The sequence below is a fragment of the uncultured Fibrobacter sp. genome (assembly GCF_946062555.1).
GTDB lineage: Bacteria > Fibrobacterota > Fibrobacteria > Fibrobacterales > Fibrobacteraceae > Fibrobacter.
This window is the reverse complement of sequence record NZ_CAMGVQ010000008.1, coordinates 49,639-74,789: the sequence shown is the minus strand read 5'-3', so window position 1 is coordinate 74,789 and position 25,151 is coordinate 49,639. Positions and strand designations below refer to the sequence as shown.

The 25,151-nt window shown below is 52.2% G+C and carries 15 protein-coding genes; 7 read left to right on the top strand and 8 right to left on the bottom strand.

The genetic code is table 11. The features are described 5' to 3' along the window. The first annotated feature begins 95 nt into the window (after positions 1-95). Positions 96-4,529, top strand: a complete 4,434-nt coding sequence (locus Q0P86_RS03855; RefSeq protein WP_295037593.1) for an acyl-CoA dehydratase activase — start codon at positions 96-98, stop codon at positions 4,527-4,529. A 177-nt stretch (positions 4,530-4,706) separates the two neighbouring features. Next, positions 4,707-6,299, top strand: a complete 1,593-nt coding sequence (locus Q0P86_RS03850; protein ID WP_072978194.1) for an ABC-F family ATP-binding cassette domain-containing protein — start codon at positions 4,707-4,709, stop codon at positions 6,297-6,299. A gap of 90 nt (positions 6,300-6,389) precedes the next feature. Here the strand turns inward: Q0P86_RS03850 and Q0P86_RS03845 are convergent, their stop codons facing one another. Both Q0P86_RS03845 and Q0P86_RS03840 read right to left on the bottom strand, forming a co-directional pair. Next, complete coding sequence (locus Q0P86_RS03845) at positions 6,390-9,257, bottom strand: T9SS type A sorting domain-containing protein (protein WP_295037591.1); 2,868 nt, start codon at positions 9,255-9,257, stop codon at positions 6,390-6,392. Between the two features lie 249 nt (positions 9,258-9,506). Next, entirely contained in the window at positions 9,507-16,790 is a 7,284-nt protein-coding gene (locus Q0P86_RS03840) for a tandem-95 repeat protein (protein ID WP_295037589.1), read from the bottom strand. Positions 16,791-17,198: 408 nt separating this feature from the next. Here Q0P86_RS03840 and Q0P86_RS03835 point away from each other — a divergent pair, with 408 nt between their 5' ends. From Q0P86_RS03835 to Q0P86_RS03815, 5 genes are all read left to right on the top strand, one after another. Then, positions 17,199-17,609 (top strand): hypothetical protein, encoded by a 411-nt coding sequence (locus Q0P86_RS03835; RefSeq protein ID WP_072978191.1) that lies wholly within the window; start codon positions 17,199-17,201, stop codon positions 17,607-17,609. A gap of 10 nt (positions 17,610-17,619) precedes the next feature. Then, entirely contained in the window at positions 17,620-19,152 is a 1,533-nt protein-coding gene (locus tag Q0P86_RS03830) for a M23 family metallopeptidase (protein ID WP_295037587.1), read from the top strand. 199 nt (positions 19,153-19,351) lie between these two features. After that, a complete protein-coding gene (locus Q0P86_RS03825) occupies positions 19,352-19,801 on the top strand; it encodes a hypothetical protein (protein ID WP_295037585.1) in 450 nt (149 codons plus the stop codon). Between the two features lie 207 nt (positions 19,802-20,008). Further along, positions 20,009-21,418 carry a 3-isopropylmalate dehydratase large subunit gene (leuC, locus tag Q0P86_RS03820; RefSeq protein ID WP_295037583.1) on the top strand — a complete coding sequence of 470 codons (1,410 nt, stop codon included), beginning with the start codon at positions 20,009-20,011 and terminating at the stop codon, positions 21,416-21,418. Between the two features lie 18 nt (positions 21,419-21,436). Then, positions 21,437-22,039, top strand: coding sequence for a 3-isopropylmalate dehydratase small subunit 2 (locus tag Q0P86_RS03815; protein ID WP_072810665.1), 603 nt, complete (start codon positions 21,437-21,439; stop codon positions 22,037-22,039). Positions 22,040-22,173: 134 nt separating this feature from the next. Here Q0P86_RS03815 and Q0P86_RS03810 read toward each other — a convergent pair whose 3' ends face one another. From Q0P86_RS03810 to Q0P86_RS03785, 6 genes are all read right to left on the bottom strand, one after another. Continuing rightward, a complete protein-coding gene (locus tag Q0P86_RS03810; RefSeq protein WP_295037580.1) occupies positions 22,174-22,452 on the bottom strand; it encodes a hypothetical protein in 279 nt (92 codons plus the stop codon). Between the two features lie 83 nt (positions 22,453-22,535). Next, a complete protein-coding gene (locus tag Q0P86_RS03805) occupies positions 22,536-22,958 on the bottom strand; it encodes a hypothetical protein (RefSeq protein ID WP_295037578.1) in 423 nt (140 codons plus the stop codon). Then, complete coding sequence (locus Q0P86_RS03800; RefSeq protein WP_295037576.1) at positions 22,958-23,614, bottom strand: DUF4417 domain-containing protein; 657 nt, start codon at positions 23,612-23,614, stop codon at positions 22,958-22,960. Before Q0P86_RS03800 ends, Q0P86_RS03805 begins: the two co-directional genes overlap by 1 nt. A gap of 53 nt (positions 23,615-23,667) precedes the next feature. Further along, positions 23,668-24,030, bottom strand: coding sequence for a hypothetical protein (locus Q0P86_RS03795; protein ID WP_295037575.1), 363 nt, complete (start codon positions 24,028-24,030; stop codon positions 23,668-23,670). Between the two features lie 9 nt (positions 24,031-24,039). Next, entirely contained in the window at positions 24,040-24,726 is a 687-nt protein-coding gene (locus Q0P86_RS03790; protein WP_295037573.1) for an ImmA/IrrE family metallo-endopeptidase, read from the bottom strand. Then, positions 24,723-25,094 carry a helix-turn-helix transcriptional regulator gene (locus Q0P86_RS03785; RefSeq protein ID WP_295037571.1) on the bottom strand — a complete coding sequence of 124 codons (372 nt, stop codon included), beginning with the start codon at positions 25,092-25,094 and terminating at the stop codon, positions 24,723-24,725. Before Q0P86_RS03785 ends, Q0P86_RS03790 begins: the two co-directional genes overlap by 4 nt. Positions 25,095-25,151 lie beyond the last annotated feature (57 nt).

The following is a 25,151-nucleotide window of genomic DNA, read 5'->3' as shown; positions in this document are numbered from 1 at the left end:
TTGCGAGTCGTTTTTTTCATTTTCTTGATTTTCGGCAATTTCAGCTGATAAAAAGCAGTTTAAAAAGTTTACAATTTTCTATCTTTGTGCCCACTATGAGCAATTTGAAGAACGATTTATGGGTCGGCGTGGACGTTGGTTCCACCACCGTGAAGATCGCGGTTGTCGATCCAGAGACCAACAAGCTTTTGCATTATACCTACCAGCGCCACAACGCCATGCAGGCACAGAAGGTTTTTGAAGTGCTGCGCGAGGCCCACGGACTTTTCCCCGATAAGAATTTCAGGGTCGCCTTCTGCGGCAGTGGCGGTCAGCCCTTCGCCGAAGCCACCCACGCCTTCTTTGTGCAAGAAGTCGTGGCAAACGCCCTTGCTGTACGTGCAACCTACCCGGAATCCAGGGTCGCCATTGAACTCGGCGGACAAGATGCAAAGGTGGTGTTCTTCGAAAAAGACAAGACCACCGGCAAGCTCATTGCCTCTGACATGCGTATGAACGGCGTGTGCGCCGGCGGTACCGGAGCCTTTATCGACCAGGTGGCCGAACTTCTGCGCATCAAGACCGAAGCCTTCGAAGGCTTTGCCAAGCGTGGCCAGAAGGTCTACGAAATTTCGGGCCGTTGCGGCGTGTTCGCCAAGACCGACATCCAGCCGATGCTCAACAACGGCATTGCCAAGGAAGATATCGCCCTTTCCAGCTTCCATGCCATCGCGAAGCAGACCATCGGTGGCCTTGCCCAGGGTATGGAAATCAAGCCGCCCGTGATCTTCGAAGGTGGCCCGCTCACGTTCAACCCGACGCTTGTTCGCGCCTTCAAGGAACGCCTGGGCATTAACGACGAACAGGCCATTGTGCCGGAACACTCCGAAGTGCTCGTCGCCATGGGTGCAGCCCTGTCTCTCGGCTCCATGTTTGCCGACCAGGAATGCTTCTACCGCAAGGAAGGCTCTCTCGACGCACTCATCCACTTTAACGAAACCCGCCAGGCCGAAAACAAGGCCAGGGCCGCTGCCGACTTGTTCTTCAAGAACGAAACCGAATACAAGATGTTCCTCGAAGAACACAAGATGGCCGGCAACCACTACCCGCAGCCCGTATCGGGCTCTACGCTCAACGTGTACCTGGGTATCGACGCGGGTTCTACCACCACGAAGTTCGTGCTCATGGACGAGAACGAAAACATCGTGGACGGTTTCTACGCGAGCAACAACGGCGAACCGCTGCAGGTGCTCAAGAACGCCCTCAACGAACTCAGCGACCGCTACGAGGAATACGGCTGCACCCTGAACATCCTGGGTGTAGGAACAACCGGCTACGGCGAACAGCTCTTTGCGAAGGCCGTCCATGCCGACTTCCACACGGTGGAGACGGTGGCCCACGCCAACGCCGCCCAGAAAATCTGCCCCGACGTAAGCTTCATCCTGGACATCGGCGGCCAGGACATGAAAGCCATCTCCGTGCAGGACGGCGTGGTCACGGGTATCATTCTGAACGAAGCCTGCTCTTCCGGTTGCGGTTCGTTTATCGAAACATATGCCCGCAGCCTCGGCATTCCGATGGAAAAGATTGCAGAACTCGCGTTCAACGCAAAGAGCCCCTCTCAGCTGGGTTCCCGCTGCACCGTGTTCATGAACAGTTCCATCATCACGGAACAGCGCGACGGCAAGCAGCCTGAAGACATTATCGCAGGTATCTGCCGCTCCATTATCAATAACGTGTTTACGAAGGTGATCCGTATCCGTAACCTGAACACCCTGGGCAAGAAGGTGGTGGTGCAGGGCGGAACCTTCAAGAACAACGCCGTTCTCCGCGCCTTCGAGCAGTACACCGGCCTAAAGCCTATTCGTCCCGAACGTCCGGGCGAAATGGGCGCGATCGGTATCGCTCTTTTGACCAAGAAGTTCATGGAAGAAAAGCGCAAGACCGAACCGGAACTCAAGAGCCGCTTTATCGGGCTTGACGCCATGAAGACCTTCAGCTGGCACAACCAGCCAGGTCAGCTCTGCCAGTACTGCACCAACCATTGTTCGCGTACCATCGTGACCTTCAGCGACGGCCAAAGCTTCGTGACGGGTAACCGCTGCGAACGCGGAGAAGTCACCGCCGACCCCAACGACCCGAAGACCAAGGCGCTCATCGCCGAAATCAACAAGAAGATGCAGGCCGTGCCCGACATGATCAAGCGCACAAACCAGCTCTTGGTCAAGGACTACGCTCCGGCAAAGCTCGTCGAAAACAACGGCAAGACCATCGGTATTCCCCGCGTGCTCGAATTCTGGGCCTCTCTCCCCTTCTGGAAGGCCTTCTTTACAAGCCTCGGCTACACAGTCGTGGTAAGCCGCCAGAGCGACTACAAGATGTTCGAAGCAGGCCTCCACAGCGTGCCATCTGACACGGTTTGCTTCCCGGCAAAGCTCGTGCACGGTCACGTGCTCAGCCTCATTGAAAAGAAGGTCGATCGCATCTTCTTCCCGATGATGGTTGCAATCCCCAGTGACCACACCAAGTTCACGGCAACGTCCGTTTGCCCCGTGGTGCAGGCCTACCCGAACGTGTGCAAGAATACCGACGAGCCCGAAAAGAATTACGGCGTTCCCATGGACCAGCCGATTTTCCACTGGTTCAACGCCAAACTCCGCAGAAGCCAGACCATCGACTGGTTCCACGAAAACTGGAAGCTCGACAAGAAGCTTTTGGACAAGGCCGTTACCGAAGGCGAGAAGGCACTCAACAACTACCGCACCACGCTTTTGGAAGAAGGCCAGAAGATCCTTGACGACGTACGCGCAAAGAACTCCTTTGCCGTGGTGATTGCAGGCCGCCCCTACCATGCGGACACGCTCATCAACCACAACATCGCAAGCCACTTTACCGCCATGGGCATTCCGGTGCTCACCACCGAATCGCTCCCCGGCGTGTACGACCAGGATGTGCCGAGCCACACCCGTATCGAAATCAAGAACACCTTCCACTTGCGCATGATTGGTGCCACCATGATTGCGGCGAAGGACCCGAACATCGAACTTGCGCAGATCGTAAGTTTCGGTTGCGGACACGACTCGATTTTGACCGACGAAATGATGCGCATGCTGCACCTTGATTCCAACAAGGAAATGCTCATGCTCAAGCTCGACGAAGGCGATGCCCGCGGCCCCGTGGGAATCCGCGTCAAGAGCTTTATCGAAACGGTAAGGGCACGCCGTGCAGCAAACTTGCCCGACAAGCCCGAAAGCAACGAACCGCTGTTCCATACGCCGTTTGTGGCCGAAGATAAGAAGCGTCGCCGCATTCTGACGCCGAACCTCTCCCCCGCCTTCTCCGTGCTCGCCAGCGAATACATGAAGCGCGAAGGGTTCATCGCCGAATACTTGCCGGTCGCCGACAAGAAGGCAATCGAACTCGGCAAGAAGTACGTGCATAACGACATCTGCTTCCCCTGCCAAGTGAACATCGGCGAAGCGCTCCATTGGCTCGTCGACCACCCCGAAGTTCCGCAGAACCAGGTTTCCATGTGCCTTGCCAAGAACTGCGAAAACTGCCGCGCCGTGCAGTACGCCGTACTCGCCCGTAAGGCTTTGGACGAAGCGGGCTTCAAGGATGTGACCATCATTACCACCGGTGTGGACTACAAGGGCATGCACCCGGGCTTCCAGCTGGGTCTCGACTTTAGACTCCACATGCTTTGGGGCCTGGTGACCATGGACGCTATCGAAACCATGTACCGTGCCGTTCGCCCGTACGAAGTGAACGCCGGCGACACCCAGAAGGTTTACGACGAATGGATGCCGAAGGTGATTGGCGTTGCAGGCCATCTCTCCACCATGCAGCTCGTGCGCCCCTCCAAGCTCATCGAAGTCTTTGAACAGTGCATCGAAGCATTCAACGGTATCGAAATCACCGAAGAACGCAAGAAGGGCATCCGCAAGCCGCGCGTTGCCGTGCTTGGCGAAATCTTGATGAACTACCACCCGAGTGCAAACGGCTTTGTAGAAAACTACCTGATGAACAACGGCATGGAAGTCTACCTGCCGGGTATGACGGACTTCTTCCGCGTCGACGAAGTGGTGCGCGAAGAAAAACTGAAGCGCGGATTCTCCGCGAACCCGATGATGGACCGTCTGGAAGGCGGCGTGACCAGCAAGGTCTATACGCACGCTGTAGAAACCGCTCGCAAGTCCATGCACAAGTTCAAGCTGTACGAACATCACGCCGACTGCGTGGAACTCAAGGACTACGTCTCCGATATCATCGACCCCACCTACAACACGGGTGAAGGCTGGATGATTCCGGGCGAAATCCTGTACAACTCGAAGCACGGAATCAACAGCTACATCATTCTGCAGCCGTTCGCCTGCCTTGCAAACCACATCTCTGGCCGCGGCCTCACCAAGGCTGTGAAGGAACGTTGCCCGCATATCCAGGTTTTGAGCCTCGACTACGACCCGGATACGAGCTTCGCGAACATCGAAAACCGCCTGCAGATGCTCATCATCAACGCCCGCGAGTTGGAAAAGGCTAACCAGAATTAACCAAGGTGTCATCCTGAGCAAGCGAAGCGCGTCGAAGGATCTAAAAAATTTTTCAACCTAGATTCTTCCACATAGTGGATAACAAAACTAAAACAATAAATTGCTAAGTTTTGTATATTGACTCCGCATCTTCGATGCTTCGCTCAGAATGACAAAATAAAACGATTATAAATTCATATGCTCAACGTCTCTAATGTCAGTCTTCAATACGGTAGCCGCGTCCTCTTCAAAGAGGTGAACCTCTCCTTCAAGCGCGGCAACTGCTACGGAGTCATCGGTGCGAACGGCGCCGGAAAGTCCACCTTCCTGAAAATCCTTTCGGGCGAACTCGAACCCAACACCGGTGAAGTCACCAAGGACCCGGGCGAACGTATCGCAGTCCTGAAGCAGGACCACTTCGCCTACGAACAGAACACCGTTCTCGAAACAGTCATGATGGGCTTCCCCGAGCTCTACGAGCTGGGCAAGAAACGCGACGAACTCTATGCGCTCCCCGAAATGACGGAAGAACAGGGCATGCAGGCCATGGAAATCGAAACCCGCTTCGGCGAAATCGGCGGTTACGAAGCCGACTCCAACGCCGCAGTGCTTTTGAAGGGCCTCGGCATTCCCGAAGAATTCCACTACAGCCTCATGGCCGACTTGGACGCCGGCCTCAAGGTGCGCGTGCTCCTCGCCCAGGCACTGTTCGGCAACCCGGACATTCTGCTGCTCGACGAACCGACGAACCACTTGGACTTGGAAACCGTCGGCTGGCTCGAAGACTACCTGGAACGCTTCGAAAACATCGTGATCGTAGTGAGCCACGACCGTCACTTCCTCAATGCGGTCTGCACTCACACCTGCGATATCGACTACGGCAAGATCAACATTTACGGTGGTAACTACGAATTCTGGTATGCAGCTAGCCAGCTCGCCCAGAAGCAGCGCAAGGACCAGAACCGCCGCGCCGAAGAAAAGATCGAAGAACTCAAGGCGTTCATCCGCCGTTTCGCTTCTAACGCAGCCAAGGCCAAGCAGGCCACCAGCCGCAAGAAGCTCCTCGACAAGATGACCGTCGAAGAAATGCCGGCCTCCAGCCGTAAGTTCCCGTGGGTCAACTTCAAGATGGACCGCGAACCGGGCAAGATCGTGCTAGAAGTCAAGAACGCCACCATCGACGGCGGCGACGGCATCATCTGCAAGAACTTAGACTTCAGCCTGAACAGTGGCGACAAAGTGGCCCTCGTCGGTGAATACGACACCCTCAAGACCGCCTTCTTCCAGCTCATCGCCGAAGAAACCAAGGCACCCGATGGCGTGCTCAAGTGGGGCAACACAATCAGCTACAGTTACTTCCCCAAGAACAACGACGCCTATTTCGGTTGCGACCTCTCCCTGGTGGATTGGCTGCGCCAGTACAGCAAGGAACAGGACGAAACCTTCATCCGCGGGTTCCTCGGCCGTATGCTCTTTACCGGCGAAGAAGCCCTCAAGAGCGCGAACGTGCTTAGCGGTGGCGAAAAGGTGCGCTGCATGCTCAGCCGCATGATGCTCAGCAACGCGAACTGCCTCTTGCTGGACGAACCCACCGCCCACCTGGACTTGGAAGCCATCACCGCCCTCAACAACGGCCTCACCGCCTTCCAGGGCCCAATTATCTTCTGCTCCCAGGACCACGAATTCGTACAGACGATTGCGAACCGCGTGCTCGAACTGACCCCGAACGGAGTCATCGACCGCAGCATCACCTTCGACGAATGGCTCGAAAGCAAGAAAAAGAAGAAATAGTTGGTAGAGCTTAGAACTTAGACAACAAAACGTCCCGCTCGGTTAAACCCAGCGGGACTTTTTTTTCAGACAACCAATTATCTATTTCCACTATTGCGTCACAATCACGCGGTTTGCAAACAGCACCTTCTTGCCGTTATCGACTCGAACAAAATAGCTGCCCTTGGCACGCACCAGTTCCTTGAGCGGCACCGAGGCAGAGCTGCTGTAATAGCGGCTAGAAATCTTCTTGCCCTTCATGTCGAACACGCTCACGCGAGCAACGGTTGAATTCAAGTGAAGTTCCAGGTTACCGTTTGCATAAGTTACCGAGGCCGAAGCAATCACCTTAGCGGACGGAGCAATCTTCGTATTTCCTTCGGAACTCGAGGAACCCATGTTCCAGTCGCTCGGCACGCGGGCTGCAATGCCGCGGCCAGCCGTACTCATGTACACCACGCCGTAGTTGTTCATGTCGCCCATCACGAATTCGCCGTTGGCAAGGCCGCCGTATTCGTGACCGTCATCGTTCACGCGAGTCCAGGTTTTACCCTTGTCATCGGAGCCGAATACGCCCGTCACTTTACCGACTGTTGCGAAAACGTAAATCGCCGGATAACTGCCTTTTTCCTTGGGAGCGCCAAAGCCCACCGCTTCGCAATAGCCGACGCCTTCAACCGCAGCCCAGGTAGCACCGCCATCGGTCGAATGCAAAAGTTTTCCGCTTGCTGGCATTCCATTCGACGGATCCTGAATAGCGACAGGCAGCCACAAGTCGCCCCCGTAGCCCGGAATGGCTCGGAACTTCTTGAACGCGCTTTCACCAGGCGTACTCACGGCCTTGAAACTTGCGCCCGCATCGGAACTCTTGTAGAACTTGCCATCCGCCTTGGTGTAGGCGTAGAACACGTCGTCGTTTTCAGGGTCGCCCACCACATACGCGGTGTTATCGATTCCCGAAACCTTTTCCCAAGTCGTGCCGTTGTAATTGCGATAGACATCGGTCGTTCCTTCCATCGGAACCCAGATGGTATAAGTACCTTTTGCCGAAAGAGCCACAGTACCCTTGGCAGCGTTCTTATCAGGTCCTGTATAAGTTTCCACCGTCCATGTCTTACCCGAATCAAGAGAATACTGCACCGGAGCGATGGGAATGTCATTGTACTGACCCTCGTAGGCACGCTTGTCAGCCACCTTGGCCAATTTGCCACTCTTGGGAGCATAAGCAAGGCCCTGCGTCGTACCCAACGATACATAATCGCCGCCAACATTCGTCTTGTGCCTGAATGCCGGATATTTTGCAATATCATCGTGACGGAATCCGTCGTAGTCACCAATGATCGAAATCATCGGGCCACCCGGAATGCTCACCACTTCGAAAGGCACCGTTTCTTCGACACCATGCGCCGAGAAATGCCACACCTGGTTCATGGTGAGCTGCGGTTCTTCCCAAGAATTTTCAGCTTCCTTATAAATGTAATCGCTCAAGTTGTCGCAGCGGAAAATACCGTTACCCGAAGTCACAAAGACGCGGTTGTTGTCGAACGGATCCATGGCAACGCTACCGGACCAGTGGATAGAACCGTTATGCATCCATCCAATTCCATTAGCATCCATCTGCTTGGTCGTCGGATAGACGCCGCCTTCCATCCAGTAATACTTGAAGCTTGCAATCCAGGTTTTACCGCCGTCGGTCGTGTGGTAAATGTTAGTACCCCACTGGTCACTCCACTTGCCGCTGGTATCGCTCGTGGCCGTGTACCAGAACTGCGGTCCGCGATAGCCTTCAGTGGTCACCACCATTTCGTTTGCATTTTTCGGATTAATGGCAATGCCGCCATAAGGGGCAATGTAGGAGTAATATTCTTCGCAAGTCTTGCCGCCAGTCGCTTCGCAGTCGACCATACCTTTCACGTCCACCTTGTCGTACTTGGGATTACCACCTTCGTCCAGATTGTTTTCCGGAGAAACGTTGGACCAAGTCGCCGAAGCCACATCAAGCTGCAGCACCGCACCGCGACCAAAACCATCGTAAATCATGCCCCAGCCTTCGTCCCACATCATGGAATGCGGCCCGGCGCCATCGGCAAAGGTCACCGTCATCGTTTTTCCGTCGCCCGAAACCACCGCACGCTGCGGCATCAGGCGCACAATGCTCCCGCCGGCCGTGCTGCGCAATGAATCCGGAATCGGGAGCGCCTTCCAGCTTGCACCGCCGTCGGTCGAGGTGAACACGTTTTCAAACGTGCCCTTGGCCGTCGTCCCTTCGCGCAAGAATCCGGCGTACAGCACCTTGGAGCTGCCCGGAGCATACTGCACAAAGCTAAATCCCGAACCATTCCAGGTCGTATCGCTCCCGGCAGCCTTGGTCCAAGCATCCACATGGCTCCAGCTCGTTCCGTTATCCGTCGATTTCCAGAGGCCCTTGTTCTTGGAGCCGTAGAACATAATCTTCGAATCGTTCGGGTCGACCGCCAAGGCTTCGCCATTACCGCGGCCCATGCCGTTACCATGAGCGCCAAAGCGTGCCACTTTCGCTCCCTTGATACCGTCTTCGTCCCAGGTGTAAAGGACATCCCAAGATTCACCCTTGTCGCTACTGCGGAGGAACGCCGTACGGCCGTTGTTCCAGTAACTGGTTCCTGCCACCATGTACACAACGCCCGATTCCTGCGGGTCAACGGCAATAGCCTCAATACCCAAAAGGCCTCGCTCGGAAACATCGACCCAGTCCATCATCGATTCCCAGCGAGAAGTCGATTCGTTCCAGCGGTAAGCGCCGCCCACGTCAGTGCGGGCATAGAAAAGTCCCTTGTCGACCGGAGACGCTATCACGGCGGAGACGAATCCGCCCCCGCCCATGCTCACGTTGCTCCAGCTGAAATCTGCCGCCTTTTCGGCAGCATAAGCAGACATCACCGGCGTCCCCATCACGGCACACAGGCAAAGTCCAAAAGCACCAAACAATCCTTTTTTCATAAATTTATCCCTATACTACAATGGGCAATAGGCCCTTGCATCCAATTCAAAAATATATTTCAGGGGCAAAAAACGACACAAAAAAGCCTTCGGGGCTTTTTTTCCGTTTTGAAGTTTTCAACACCAAACAGCCATTTCGGGAGGAAAATTCCCGAAAACGCAAAAATCCCGCTCTAGGAGCGGGATTTTCACTTTTTAAGCTTTACTCAAATTCTTGGTAGAAGCTCGCAGAGCGAGGCCACTTATGGATTAGCGGCGCTTGCCCTTCTTGCGCTTACCCTTAGCCGGGGCCTTTTCTTCTTCCTTCTTCGGTTCAGCCTTCTTCTTGGTGTCGCCACCGCGGAGATCCTTCATCTTGAAGGAAACATTGACTTCGGCAGTCGTCACCTGAGAGGCGAGTCCACCCGGATCTCGAACCTTGAAGCTGAATTCATCAAGGCCGCTGAAGCCCTTGTTCGGCATGTAGGTGAAGGAACCGTCACGTTCGTTCAGGTTGATCTTACCGTTGCGCGGCTTCTGCACCAGCTGCACAGACACAGGCTTTTCACCATCGGCATCCGTCACACCGGCCATCAGACCTTCGGCGGCGCTCACCTTGAGTTCTTCACCTTCCTGAGTCATGTAGGTCTGTGCAGTAGCAACCGGCGGATCGTTCACGGCAATCACAGTGAACAGAGCAGACTTAGAAGCCTTGGCGCCATCCGGATCAGTCACCGTGAAGGTAATCTTTTCCGGCTTGCCGTTCCAGTTCGGGTGCGGCTGGGCAACCGTAGCGGTCTTCTTGTACTTGTCGTACTTCACTTCAAGGAACTTGTTGCCAGTGAAGGACCACTTGAGTTCGTCGAAACGATGATCCTTGTCGCGTGCGTACTGATCAAGCTTGATCACGGCGATTACACCATTGTTGTCATCTTCCTTGATCGTTGCATCCGGAATGTCGCGCATAATCGGGGCAGCATTCACGTGCTTTACAACGAACTTCACCATAGCCTTGTCGGAAGCGCCGGCCGGATCCTTAGCGGTAAAGATGATGGTTTCTTCACCGAACCAATCCGGTTTCTTAGGCTTCACGATGGCTTCGCGGCTTCCGTTAATCTGCACAGCAAGATTCTTGGCACCGGCAGCAGCCCACCTGATTTCGGTGTTCTTGTGATCCGGATCAGAAACATACTGGTCGAGCTTAATCGGCTTGAAGGCAGAACCCTGCAGAGTTTCCTGGTCAGGAATCTTCTTCACGACCGGCGGATCGTTCACCGGCTTCACCGTGAACTTCACCTGGACAGAAGCCTTTTCGCCAGCCGGGTCGAACACGTTCACCGTCACCGTTTCCATACCGTTCCAGTACGGATTCGGAGTTTCAGCCTGGAGCAAGCCCTTTTCGTTAATCATGAAGTTGATTTCATGCTTCACGACCGGACCGCCCTTCCCCTTCTTGCCCTTCTTGCCCTTCACGTTCGGAACATCGTTGTCGAGCGTCCAGGTCAATTCTTCGAGAGAGTTATCGGGGTCATTCACCATCTTGCTGAAGTCAACGGGAGCAAAGGTTCTCTTTTCTTCGATCACGAACGGCTGTACCGGCTTGAGAGTCGGAGCGTCGTTCACCGGAGTGACTTCGAAAGTAGCCTTGGCAGAAGCAGATGCACCGGCGATATCCTTCACCGTGAAGGTGAGGGTTTCCTTGCCGAACCAGTTCGGGTTCGGAGTCAGCACCTGGGCACGAGTCCCCTTGATATCCACCTTGAGGTCCTTATTGCCGGACACGGTCCAGTGGAGTTCGTTGGGCTTGTTATCCGGGTCTTCGGCAGCCTTGGAGAGATCGACAATTTCGAACTTTTCCTTTTCCTTGATCTTCTGGCCGGCAATGTGCTTGATGACCGGAGGATCGTTCACAGGCACCACTTCGTAGGTGATCTGCTGAGTAGCACGAGCACCTTCGGGGTCATAAACGTCAATCTTGATCTTTTCGGTTCCGCTCCAGAACTTGTCCGGAGTAGAAACGACGAGTTCCTTCTTGGCATTGATAGAAGCCTTGAGGGCGCGGGTCGGAGCTAGTTCAATCTTCAGGGCGGACAGCTGATGGTCCGGATCAGAGATGTACTGAGCGAGGTCGAGCGGCTTGAAGCGTTCCTTTTCCTGGACGCTCTGGATGGCGATCGGCTTGATTACCGGTGCATCATTCACAGATTCAACCTTGAAGTTCACCGTCTTGGAATCAGAGGCGCCTTCGGGGTCCTTCACGGTGAAGGTCACGTTGCGTTCGCCATTCCAGAACTTGTTGGCAATCTTCACGCGAGCAATGTTCTTGCTGTCAATTTCCACCTGGAACTCGTCAACAGGAGCCGGAGCCGGTTCTTCGGACACTTCTTCCTTGGCGTTCTTCTTGCCCTTCTTCTTGCCCTTCTTTGCAGACTTCTTGGTCGGTTTCTTGGCAGGCTTTGCAGCCGGAGCGGCATTCACCTTGTCAACCTTCACCGTCCACACCAATTCGGAGAGCTTATGGTCAGGATCGTGCACGAACTTGTTCAGGTCGATTTCCTTGAACATGCCCTTTTCCTTGATCTTCTGGTCAGGAATGTTCTTGAGCACCGGAGCGTCGTTCACAGAGGTGATTTCGAAGGTCACCATCTGAGAGGTTTCGGCACCATCCGGGTCCTTCACAATAAGAACCATGGATTCCGGAGCGCACCAGAAATTCTTGTCCGGAGCAGTAACCGTGAGCACTCGGCTCGGAGAGATTTCAGCCTTCAGGAGCTTGTTGCCCGTCACGGTCCACTTGAGTTCGCTCGGCTTGTTATCCGGGTCCTTCACGAATTCGTCGAGCTTGATCTGCTTGAAGAGCTGCTTTTCCTTGATCTTCTGGTCAGGAATCTTCTTGACAATGACCGGAGCGTCGTTCACGCGTGTCACTTCGAAGTGCATCTTGTGGTTGGCAGAAGCACCTTCCGGGTCGGTCACCGTGAAGGTCACCGTTTCCTTGCCGTTCCACTGCGGATCCGGCACAGCGATCTGGACGGTGTTGTCCTTACGCATATTCACCTTGAGGAACTTGTTGCCAGAGACAGTCCACTTGAGCTGGGCAGTCTTGTGGTCCGGGTCGGTAGCGAGGTTCGAAAGGTCGATGGTCCTGAACACGCCGTTTTCACGGATGGTTTCACCCTTCGGAGCGCTTGCGGAAATCACCGGAGCGTCGTTGATGGAACGCACTTCGTAATGGGCGGTCTTGGAAGCCTTGGCACCTTCCGGGTCGGTCACCGTGAAGGTAATGTCGGCGGCACCGTTCCAGAACTTGTTCGGAATCACGATTGTTGCAACATGGTTGTTGTCCACCTTGACACTCAGGCCATCCTTAGCAGACGGAGCCGGTTCTGCGGCAGCACCCTTCTTGCCCTTGGCAGCCGGAGCAGCGGCAGACTTAGCCTTCACATCGAAGGTCCACTTGAGTTCGGAATTCTTGTGGTCCGGGTCCTTCACGAGATCGTCAAGCTTGATCTGCTGGAACTGCTTCTTTTCGTCGATGGACTGGTCCTTGAGTTCGCGGACGAACTGCGGAGCATCGTTCACCGATTCAACAGTGAAGGTCACGGAGCGGCTATCAGAAGCGCCTTCCGGGTCGGTCACCGTGAACTTGATGGTTTCGGCACCATGCCAGTTCGGGTTCGGCGGCAAGATAGACACATTGTGGCTTGCATCCATGGCAACCTTGAGTGCCTTGGCGCCTTCAATCTTCCACTTCAGCTTGTTCTTCGGATGGTCGAGGTCTTCGACATAGTTGTCGAGAGCAATAGACTTGAAGCTCCCCTTTTCCTTGATGGTCTGGCTAGCAATATCCTTCATGACCGGAGGATCGTTGATAGACTGCACAGAGAATGCGGCAGTCGCCTTGGCGGTTGCGCCTTCCGGGTCGGTCACAGTGAAGGTGATCTTTTCGTTGCCGTTCCAAAGCGGACTCGGAGCCTTGACGGTAACCTCGCCATCCTTGGAAATAGAGACCTTGAGATCCTTCTGGCCAGAAACTTCGATCTTGAGCTTTTCGTAGGGGTGATCCGGATCCTTGATAAGCTGCTTCAGGTTGAAGGACTTGAATTCTTCCTTTTCCTTCACCATCTGGTCGTTAATCTTGCCGATGGTCGGAGCATCGTTCACGGACTGCACCGTAAAGGTTGCCGTGCAATGGGCCTTGCCGCCATCCGGATCTTCCACCTTGAACGTAATTTCTTCGGAGCCATTCCAGTACTTGTCCGGAATCACCACCTTGGCCATGCGCTGGCCATCCACAGTCACCTTGAGCTGCGGAGTGTAGTTCTTCGGGGCACCCTTCGCCGGCTTCACGTCAAAGCTCCAGGAGAGCTGATCGAGCTTGTGGTCGGCATCCTTCACGATGTCGTTCAGGTTGATGATAGCGAATTCACGCTTTTCAGGAATGCTCTGGTCCTTGATGGGCTTCACGAATTCCGGCAGGTCGTTCACGGATTCCACCGTAAACTTCACCGTGCGCTTGTCAGAGGCGCCTTCCGGGTCGGTCACCGTGAAGGTAATGTCTTCAGAACCGTTCCAGAACTTGTTCGGGGCTTTAACCGTAGCGACATGCTTCGGGTCGATCACGACCTTGAGCTGCTTGTTGCCGGATACAGTCCACTTGAGCTTGGACTGATCGTGGTCTTCGTCAGAGGCGTACTTGTCAAGTTCAATCGACTTGAATTCACCCTTTTCCTTGATGGTCTGGTTAGCGATATCCTTCATGACCGGCGGGTCGTTGATGGACTTCACCGTGAACACGGCGTCAGACTTGGCAGTAGCGCCTTCCGGGTCGGTCACCGTGAAGGTCACCTTTTCGGAACCGTTCCACATCTTGGTCGGCATCTTGATCGTTGCGACACCGTTCTTGTCGATATCAATCTTGAGCTGCTTGTTGCCAGAAACCGTCCACTTGAGATCCTTAAAGGCGTGGTCGGGGTCAGAAGCAAGTTCGGCGAGGTTGATAGAAGCAAATTCATGCTTTTCTTCGATCATCTGATCCGGAACCTTCTTCAGCACCGGCACGTCGTTCACGGACTGCACGGTAAAGAGAGCCTTGGACACAGCCTTGGCACCTTCCGGGTCGGTCACCGTAAAGGTAATTTCATCGGCACCGTTCCAGAACTTGTTCGGAATCTTGATGTTGGCCACATGCTGGGCGTCAATATCAACAGTGAGACCAGCTTCCTTGCCCTTGGTAGACTTCACGTCAACAGTGAACTGGAGGTCGGAAAGCTTGTTGTCGAGGTCGCGAACCATTTCGCCGAGCTTGATCGGCTGGAACTGGCCCTTTTCCTTGATGGTCTGCGGAGCGACCTGCTTGATGAATTCCGGAACGTCGTTCACGGATTCCACGGTGTAAGCGACAGAGCGTTCGTCGGTTGCACCTTCGGGGTCGGACACCTTGATGGTGAGCGTTTCGGAACCGTTCCACTGCGGAGACGGCGGAGTCACCTTCATCACGCGGTTACCGTCGATGGACACCTTGAGTTCGCGGTTGCCCGTCACGGTCCACTTGAGCTGGGCCTTGGAATGATCGAGGTCTTCGACATACTTGTCGAGTTCCACCGGCTTGAATTCGGCCTTTTCCTTGACGGTCTGTTCAGCAATATCTTTCATGGCCGGGGGGTCGTTGATGGACTTGACAGTAAGTTTCATCTGGGAGGAAGCCTTGCCGCCATCCGGATCGACAGCGGTAAAGGTGATGGTTTCGGAACCATTCCAAAGTTCATTCGGCGTCTTGAAAGAAACTTCGCGGGTCTTGTTGTTCAGGTTGACCTTGATGTCCTTGTTACCCGTAATGTCGATCTTCAACTGGGAGAGATCGTGATCGGCATCGGAGAGGTAATCGTCGAGCATCACGGAGGCAAATTCGTTCTTTTCTTCGATAGCCTGGTCCGGAATCTTCTTGAACACAGGAATATCGTTGATGGACTTGACCGTGAAGGTCACAGCCTGCTTGACAGAAGCGCCTTCCGGGTCAGACACCGTAAAGGTCACGACAGCAGCGCCGTTCCAGTACGGATCCGGAATTTCAATAGATGCCACGTGGTCGTCACCGATATTTACAGACAAAGTACCGGACTGAGGTTCCTTACCCTGGTGCTTCACGTCGGCTTCCCAGGAGAGTTCGGAATTCTTGTGGTCGGCGTCCTTCACGTATTCGTCGAGCTTGATCTTCGCGAAGGTCTTCTTTTCGTCGATGGTCTGGTTCGGGATCTGCTTCACGAGCTGCGGCACGTCGTTCACGGAGTTCACCGTGAAGCTGTTTTCGGATTCGGCGCAAGCACCGGCCGGGTCGCAGACCTTGAACTTGATGGACTCAGAACCGTTCCACATCTTGTTCGGGATCTTGATGGTGGCGGTCTTGCCGGCGATATTGACGGCGAGATCCTTGTTGCCCGAAACGGTCCACTTAAGTTGTTCGAAAGGATGGTCGGGATCCTTGACCAGCTTGTCCAGTTCAATGGGCTTGAACTCCTGCTTTTCGTCGATGGTCTGATCCTGGACTTCCTGTACGAATTCAGGAGCATCGTTCACGGACTTGACCGTGAACTTGGCCGTCGTCTTGGCAGATGCACCAGCCGGGTCGGTCGCCGTGAAGGTCACGGTTTCGGAGCCGTTCCAGAATTCATTCGGAATCTTGATGATTGCGGAACCATACTTGTCGATGTCGAACTTCAGGTCCTTGTTGCCCGAGATGGTCCACTTGAGCTTCATGACATCGTCATCCACGTCGGCCACGTAATCGGTCAGGCTGATGGATTCGAATTCGTTCTTTTCTTCGATGGTCTGGTCCGGAATCTTCTGGAGCACCGGAGCATCGTTGATCGGATTCACCACGAAGTTTGCGGTCGTAGAAGCGCTAGCATATTCACCGTCGGTAGCCGTAAACTTGATCTTTGCGGAGCCGTACCAGTTCGGGTCAGGAATAATCACGGAAGCGACGCGGTTCGGGTCGATTTCCACGTTCAGGTCGCCGTCGGCCTGATCCTTGCCAATCGGAGAGATGTCGAATTCCCAGAGAATCTGGTTCTTCGGATGGTCGGGGTCGGTCACGTAGTCGTCGAGCTTGATCTTCGCGAAGGTCTTACCTTCGTCGATGGTCTGGTCCGGAATCTGCTTGACTTCAGGCGGGTTGTTTACGGATTCCACGTTGAAGTTCACCGTTTCGGAACCCGAGGCGCCCTTGGTATCAGTTGCAATAAAGGTGATATCTTCAGAACCGTTCCAGTACTGGTCCGGAATTTCAATCGTCGCTATGCGGTCGGGAGAAATGGAAACTTTAAGTTGCTTGTTGCCGGAAACGGACCACTTGATTTTTTCAGGCTTGTCCATGTCATCGGTAACATACTTGTCCAATTTAATCGGAGCAAACTTCTTGCCTTCATCGATGGATTCACCCGGAATGCCCATCACGGAAGGAGCAGTATTCTCCGCCTCCTGAGCTACACCCACTGATGCCAGCAAACTGACAGACGCCAATAATGCTGCTACAGATCTATTTTTTCGTTTCATTTATGATCTCCCATAAAATCTTCTTCCAATTTCACCTTTTGCTTTCACAAAATAGAGAACCGCACCCGCTAGTCCGAGCGCAATTTTACGAGGTCAAATATAATGATTTTATCTGCAAAAAAGCGTCAAAAAGCCGATTTTTCGTAAAAAAACGCAACCTGCGATGGCCATAAAAAATCCGCTTTGTTGTAACTTGTTGACAATCAACAAGTTAGCAAAACGAAACCCTTTTTACGTTATTTTCAGTTTTTGAAATTTTCGGGGTCCTCAAAAAAAATTTACAAACTTTTTACATTAAATTGGAACGAAAAGTTCCGCTTTTAGGCGTTTAGGGTGATCCAACTAATGACAACCATTTGCCAAAAAACTATTTTTTTATCTAAACAAACAAAACAGGCTAGGTAAAAAATGAAATTCGTATTCCTTTGCGACGCCAACTACCTCAAGGGCGACATGGTCAACTTCGTGAACAACTTTCCCACCAACCACGAACTGGTGACAATGACATCTGACGAACTGCTTCAGACGAAGTCCATTTTCGAAGGCACGTTCGCCGTTCTCGCCGAACGCACCACCTGGCAGAAAAATTTCAGCCTGTTCCGCTATTTCGGCCTTCTTCCGCTTCTTGAAGTGCTTCCGCTCGGCATCGTGAGCCGTTCCCGCCGCGGCGAACCCCTCAAGGGCCGCACCCAGAACAGGAACCAGGAAATCTACTTCAACCCCGCCTCTTCCGCCGAAGAACTCTATCTTCAGGTAGACAAGTTCGTCGCCGCTCCTCCGGCAGGTTTCAGCTATCCCCGCGGTTTCCAGAAGGCATAACCAAGAAACCATGCAGAGAAAGGTCCTGAACGACCTGTACAGGCAAGGCGGAGTAACCAGTTTCGCATTCCCCGGCGAAAACGAGATTCCGCTAGAGCCTCTGCAAAATCTTGCGCTGGCATTGAATGCCGGCGCTCGTTTTATGGTCATAGACTTTTCGGGAAAGAATCACCTCAAAGGTGACGCCCCCATTGAGGTCCAGGCTCTTTTCGAAAAGCTCCTTCCGCAGGAAATTCTGAACAAACTAAATTCAGAATCTTCAGGTTGGACCGTAACCGGCTCCAGGGCTTTCCCCAAGGACGACGACCAGTTCCGGAACCTATACCACAATCTGCAGCACATCAAGAAAGCCATCGCGCAAGTCGTCGTCATCTTACCCCTGGACATCAACGACGAAGAAGCCTACTACGCCAAGCTGATTTCAAGGCTGATCGTGATCGACGGAGACAGCGTAAGCGAGGCTTCCGCATACCTCGAAGACCTACCCCACTTTAACAGGGCGAACCTACTTTGGCTCCTGCCGCAAAAGCCGAACAGGAAGAAATTCTACCACGCCTACCGTGCCGTCCGTAGGAGCCATTCCCTCTACAAGGAAATCAGGCTTTGCGATTGGAGAACAAGTCCCGAAGCATTCACCCGGATTATCGAGCAACTCCACAAGATTTCAATTATCGAGAAGAATCCGCTGGACGGATCCTCCAAGGTGTTCAGGACCATTTTCCCACTGTTGCTTTTACTTGTGATTGCGCTTCCCTTCCTGTTCGTGACCGAAACGGAACCCGGAATTTCAAACATGCGTAACCGCATCCACGAACGCGACAAGCTTTCCATTGCGCCCTCGTTCGAATACACCTTCGACGGCAAGGAAACTCTGCAACGCATCGCCCGCTACGCCATCGGAAGGTTCAGCGCCATCATCACCAACGAGCGCATGGTGCAGCAGTACATCAAGGTAACACTCGAAGAAAACGGCTACCCTGCCAACGCCTGGGAAAAGAACAAATTAAACGTTCCTCCCGAAGGGACCGTCGTCAAGTTTTCGAGGCCCGACTACATCGGCAACACGGCATCGGATTCCATCGGCGCCGCCTGGAAATACTGGACATCGATCGTGTCGGACAGCGTCGCCTACATTACGGAATTTTACCACCCCCAAGCCACAGCGAATTTTAGACAGCACAACGGCATCGATGTAGCCAGCCGTCAGGGAGCACGCATACTCGCGCCGTTTGCCGCCAAGGCATGGACCGCCCGCGATGAACGCGGTGGAATTGTCATCGGTCTTGTGCGCAAAAAAGACGTCGTCATTTTCATGCACTGCGACCAGTTACTTTATCTGGACGGCCAGGAAGTCATGGCCGGAGATCCCATCGCAACGGTCGGCCTCACAGGGCACACGACAGGCCCCCACGCCCACGTTGTCACGGGAATCATCGACCGCAACGGGAACAAGTCTATCGGCAATGTTCGATACAAAGTAATCGACCCGATTAAGTGGTTCTACATGTTCAAGCCCACAGCCGATGCCGTACGGAATCGATAACCCCTGTTGAAAAAAACACAACACTTCGACGCAAGTGACACTCATCACAAACTCACTCAAAAAGTGTTCTCTAAGTGTTTTTTTTAGGTCAGTTGTAAGCTATTTGTTACATCTGACCCCTCGCCAAAAAATTGACATTTAAATAATTTTGATTTCGGAATTAGGGAATTGGCTTCAACAAAGAAAAAGGATAAATAAAATGAAGTTTAGAGTTTTGGCTCTTGCAACCATGACCGCCGCCCTTCTTACCGGATGTTCCGGTGTTGTCACTCCCAAAGCAGAACTCGCTAGCCACGATTCGGACCACAACATTCCTGCCATCGACGAGATGATTATTTCTTACAAGCAGGATTACATCAACAAGTGCTATATGCCTATCGTCAAGAAGAACCCTCCCGAAAACGCATGCCAGGCGGAGCTTTTCCAGATGCTGGAACGCAGCTACCACCTGGACTACAACCAGAACCACGTGGCTATGGCATCTAACAAGTTGCTGTTCAAGGACATAGATGCAAAAATTATCGAAATGTCCCGCAACGACCCCGAAGTCCGCAACGCTATCCGTGCGGGCGCCTTCACCAGCACAAGCGAAATGCTCAGCTACTACCACGAAAAGTACCATTTCGACACTCACCTCGAACAGTACTAAGAATCAACCAATTTTACGAGAGAGAGACGCCCGCAGTTGAAAAGCTGCGGGCTCTTTTTCTATATTTGTGCCGCATTACAAATAGTAAAAACAATCCTGATGGATTCTATCGGGCCTTCGGCCCTCCAGAATGGCATTCGTATCTGTCACCCTGGAGCGAAGCGATAGGGACCAAAGAATTCAGCGGGAACAAAAAGAGACAAAATCATGGGAAAATCACTCTATCAGAAGATTTTTGAAAGCCACACGGTAGCAAAGCTCCCGAGCGGCCAGTGCCAGCTCTTTATCGGGCTCCACCTCTGCCACGAAGTCACGAGCCCGCAGGCTTTTGCGCAGCTCCGCGAAGAAGGCCAGAAGGTACTGTTCCCGGAACGCACGTTCGCCACGGTGGACCACATCATTCCGACCACGTTCCCGGAACGCAACCGCCCGCTTAAGGACGGCATTTCCGAAGAGATGTTCTCCCATATCGAAAACAACACCAAGAACAACGGCATCAAGTTCTTTGGCCCCGCCACCGCCGAACAGGGCGTAATCCACATCGTGGGCCCCGAAGAAGGCGTGACCCAGCCGGGCATGACTGTTGCCTGCGGTGACTCCCATACGGCAACCCACGGCGCATTCGGCGCTATTGCGTTCGGTATCGGAACAAGCCAGGTGGCCGACGTTCTCGCCACCCAGACCCTCGCCATGAGCCCCTTGAAGACCCGCCGCATCAAGTTCACCGGCAAGCTCAAGCCGGGCGTGACCGCCAAGGACGTGGCACTTGCCTACATCGCGAAGCTCGGCGTGAACGGCGGCGTTGGCTACGCTTACGAATTTGCAGGCCCGGTCATCGAAGAAATGGGCATGGAAGGCCGTATGACGGTCTGCAACATGGCTATCGAAGGCGGCGCCCGCGTCGGTTACTGCAACCCCGACGAAAAGACTTTCGAATACCTCAAGGGCCGTCCGTACGCTCCAAAGGCCGACAAGTGGGACGAAGCCGTTGCTTACTGGAAGTCCGTCGCTACCGACGCCGACGCCCAGTTTGACGACGAAGTCGAAATCAACTGCGACAACCTCGAACCGATGGTCACCTGGGGCATTACGCCTGCCCAGGCCATTCCGCTGAACGGCAACATGCCGAAGATTGACGAATTTACCGGCAGCGAAAAGAAGGTCATCTCCGAAGCCTACGAATACATGGGCTGGGAAGAAGGTTCCAAGATGATTGGCCGCCCCATCGACATCGCCTTCGTGGGTAGCTGCACCAACGGCCGCCTCAGCGACTTGCAGGCCGCCGCCGAAATCATCAAGGGCCACAAGGTCGCCCCGACCGTGAAGATGTGGGTCGTTCCGGGCTCCATGAAGATCAAGGTGGAAGCCGAAGCTCTCGGTCTCGACAAGATTTTCAAGGAAGCCGGTGCCGAATGGCGCGAAGCAGGCTGCTCGCTCTGCCTCGCCATGAACCCGGACAAGCTCAAGGACCGCCAGGTGAGCGCAAGCTCCAGCAACCGTAACTTCAAGGGCCGTCAGGGCAGCCCCACGGGCCGCACCATTCTCATGAGCCCCGCCATGGTGGCCGCCGCCGCCATCGAAGGCTGTGTCACCGACGTCCGCAAGTACATCAAGTAACGCAAGGAGATTTAAAAAATGAATTCTATCGACATTGTTAAAGGTTCCGGCGTTCCTGTACGCGGCAACGACATCGACACTGACCGTATCATCCCGGCACGCTTCCTCAAGTGCGTCACGTTCGAAGGCCTTGGCGACAACGCCTTTGCCGACGATATCGCTGGCCTCGCCGCTCAGGGCAAGGTCCACCCGTTCCGCGATCCGGCCTACAAGAACGGCTCCATCCTCGTCTCGAACCAGAACTTCGGTTGCGGTTCCAGCCGCGAACACGCTCCGCAGGCCCTGAAGCGCTGGGGCATCCGCGCCATCATCGCCGAAAGCTACTCCGAAATCTTCTTCGGTAACTGCGTTGCCATTGGCGTGCCTTGCTACAAGGTAAGCCACGAAGTGGCAGACAAAATTCTCGCCTGGATCGAAGCACACCCGAGCGAAGAACTCGTCACCAGCACCGAAAGCCGCACGCTCAAGATGGGTGACGAAACTATCGAGCTCACGCTTGCCGACGGCCCCCGCGGTCAGTTCCTCGACGGTTCCTGGCACGCACGTTCCGCCCTCATGGCCAACGCCGACAAGGTGCAGGAACTCGCCAGCAAGCTGCCGTACATGAACTTTCTGAAGTAAGAAGTAGACGGTAGGCAGTAGGGAGTGGTTAGTAAGGTCGCTGAGCCTGCCGAAGCGCCGCCTCCACATTGTCATTCCCGGCTTGACCGGGAATCTCCTTTTACAAAACGTCCAGGTTCAAAGCCTGGGCGTTTTTATTTTGCGAAATAGCACGGAATTCCAGCTTGTAAAAAATGCCAAAGAAAAGCTTTTTTCGTGGCTAGGGCATGTTTTTGAACAAAAGGACTTTCTGAACATTTTCTATCATCCACTAAATAAAGTTCATCTACATACTTTACTTTCTTGAGAAAGACATTAAAGTCTTCTTTTGTATCCACGTTCCCATCTAGAATAGACAAAGGGATTTTTCGTCGATAAACAGGATAATCAAACAAATCGTTCTCCTGCAAATACAAAGGCGTATCAGCAGGCATATTCAGACAATATGCCTTTATATCAAACTCAGTGAAGGCACATTGAAGAAGAAATTTTTGGTGCTGATACTGTTTCATTTTATCTACATTTCGTCCAATTTCTTAATTCTAAAGTGAGTTGCCAATTCATATTCTTCCTTCGTTCGTCCCCTCGTTTTACCATCAACGGTAATGTTATTTCGGAGAACACCATCCAAATCCAAATATCGTCTTTGTCCTGAAAGATCAAGCCTTTCTATTCTAACACTTCCAATGGTAGCCTCCGCAACCAACTGCACATTACTACCAGGAGTATGGAAAATGATTTTTCCGCTATCATTGATTTCAGGAACAGAATTAGGAGCAAACTTTTCTACAAGCGTATCTAAATTGACCTTTTGCCAAAGATCCTTGTTCTTCGACTGATGTTGATTTCTATTTTCGATTCGCTTTTTTAAAGCGGCATTCCTATCAATGTTTTCCTTGACATTTTGAACAAGTCTCGTGTATTTCCCTTTCGCGTCCATTATATTTTTCCTCCTCTTGAACGACTTGCATAATCTTCAAACACAGCATACGGAACCCCATAAGTTTCTAAAATATCCCTATATTCATCTTTCAACACGCCATAAACAAGCAAATACCCAGGCCGAGCAAAAATCAGCTTGTACCGAAGTAAAGTTTCATTTTCTGCAATATGCCCATTGGCACACCCCAAAGTTCCAACGGCGAACCAAGTTTTAGGCGGATAAATGTGAAAAACCTTCAAAGATGACAATTCCCCTGTAATCCTAAAATTCGGAAGAATTCTAATGCCACAAGAAGCAAAATAGGCGTCCAACAATTTATTTAGATAGAGATAAAAATCTTGATTCACTTCATCATCCCCCTCTCTTGCACTGAAATCAAATCCTGTCATCCCTAAGAAATTCTTGGCTATTTCCAAGCGTTCATCAATGCGGGCAAATGATGTGTACAGAATTTCATCATTCGAGAAGTTCGTAAGCAAAGCCCTTGCTGGATTCGTTGCTTTTAGGTGATTGGGAAAGGGAAGAATCTCATCTGGTATATCTCGAACAAACATATTCTGCGGAATAGTTGGAAATCCATCAACAAAAGGAACTCCCCTTTCCTTTAACTTTTTCTCTAACTCAGCCACAATTGCATATTTATCAATCTTCATACAGCCTCTGTTTGTTGTTCGCTAATTTCTAACAATATTGATAAAAAATTTTTTTAGGCGAATTCCACATCGCTTCCATATTCAATGGCAACATCAAATTGCTTCACGAGTTTATCACAAACATCCTTGGTTTCAGGATGCTGTTGTGCATATTTCTCTGTCAAAGTTTTTGCCGCGAGTACATCTTTATTCAGCAAAGTAGAGAATTCGCCTCGATCGATGAACACATTGAATTTTTCAACAAAAGTCAATAGAAACGCATCAATTAAATTAAATTCCTGGTGATTTAGCACCAATCTTTTGAAATGAGTCTTATACGTTTCATCTTCATCGTACCCGTATTCAAGGGCCTCTCGCCCCTTTTCATCCAACGGAACATCCACAAACAATGGCGATTCATCTTCTTTCCATTCCATAATTTTCCCCTATTTTTGAATAAGTTTAAGTTCTTGCAGCCGATACTTCATCGGATTAAAATTCACACCGAATTGCTTTGCCAGCATTGATATATGAGCATTTACCCAACGTTTCAACTCCAACGGTCTCTGCGGAAACCCCTTTAATCGCAGACGCTTAATAAATGCTTGAGCCACGTCATCTCGCGGCATCAAAAAACATGTTGTTGCGTAGTTCGCTTGCCATTCAAGAATGTTTATCTCAGAATCATTTTCAGAACATTCGAATAACGAAAAAGAATTGCTATTACAAGCGTGAACAGAATCCGAATTAGTGTTAGAAAAAAAATACTGGTGAAGCAACCAATGGAAACATTCATGTACAACCGTAAAATTTTCCTTTCCTCGATCAACACCTTCGCTTAAAGCTTGGTCTACAACAATTGTTCCCCGATTAAAATTCATAAAAACAGGGTGTTTGGACTTTTTTGCCACATAGTCTTCCCAAGTAGGCAAGCACGAATTGTCAAAACACACGCAACCCAAAATAGACTTGTCAGGAGTCAAATACTTCCAGTCCGGTTCGCAGCCAACAAAGTCAACAAAATCATATACATCAACCGCAGAACTCGCCTGCGGTCTCCAAGAAAAAAATTCTTCTCGTTTCTTGCGAGCAAAATCTTCTAATTGTGCCGATGTATAGATTTTCACGATCATTTACTTTTTGCACCCTGCTTTTCGATATTCTTCAATATCTGCACCCATTCCTTTTCGCCAAGGTTCAAATCCCTTGCCTTGCGAAGAGCAACACGTGCAGCATTTTGACTCATCACGTAATCCGAAATGTCCGGAGCAATCGTCCCGACCCTAGCCTCACCAGCCAAGTCAAACATCTGATTTTTTTCTTCTTCAGACAATTTTAAAACTTCAGCAATCTTATAAATTTTTTTCTTATCCGGCGGATAACGGTGATTTTTTTCGATATCGCTCATATATGCCGGAGCAATGTCCAATTCCTTGGCCAACGCTCTAAGGTTTACACCAGCATTCATACGCCTTTCCCTTACAAAATCTCCAAAAGTCATAGCCGTACCCACCGCTAAATGTTATATGTTCGCTAATTTCTAACAAGTATACATTAT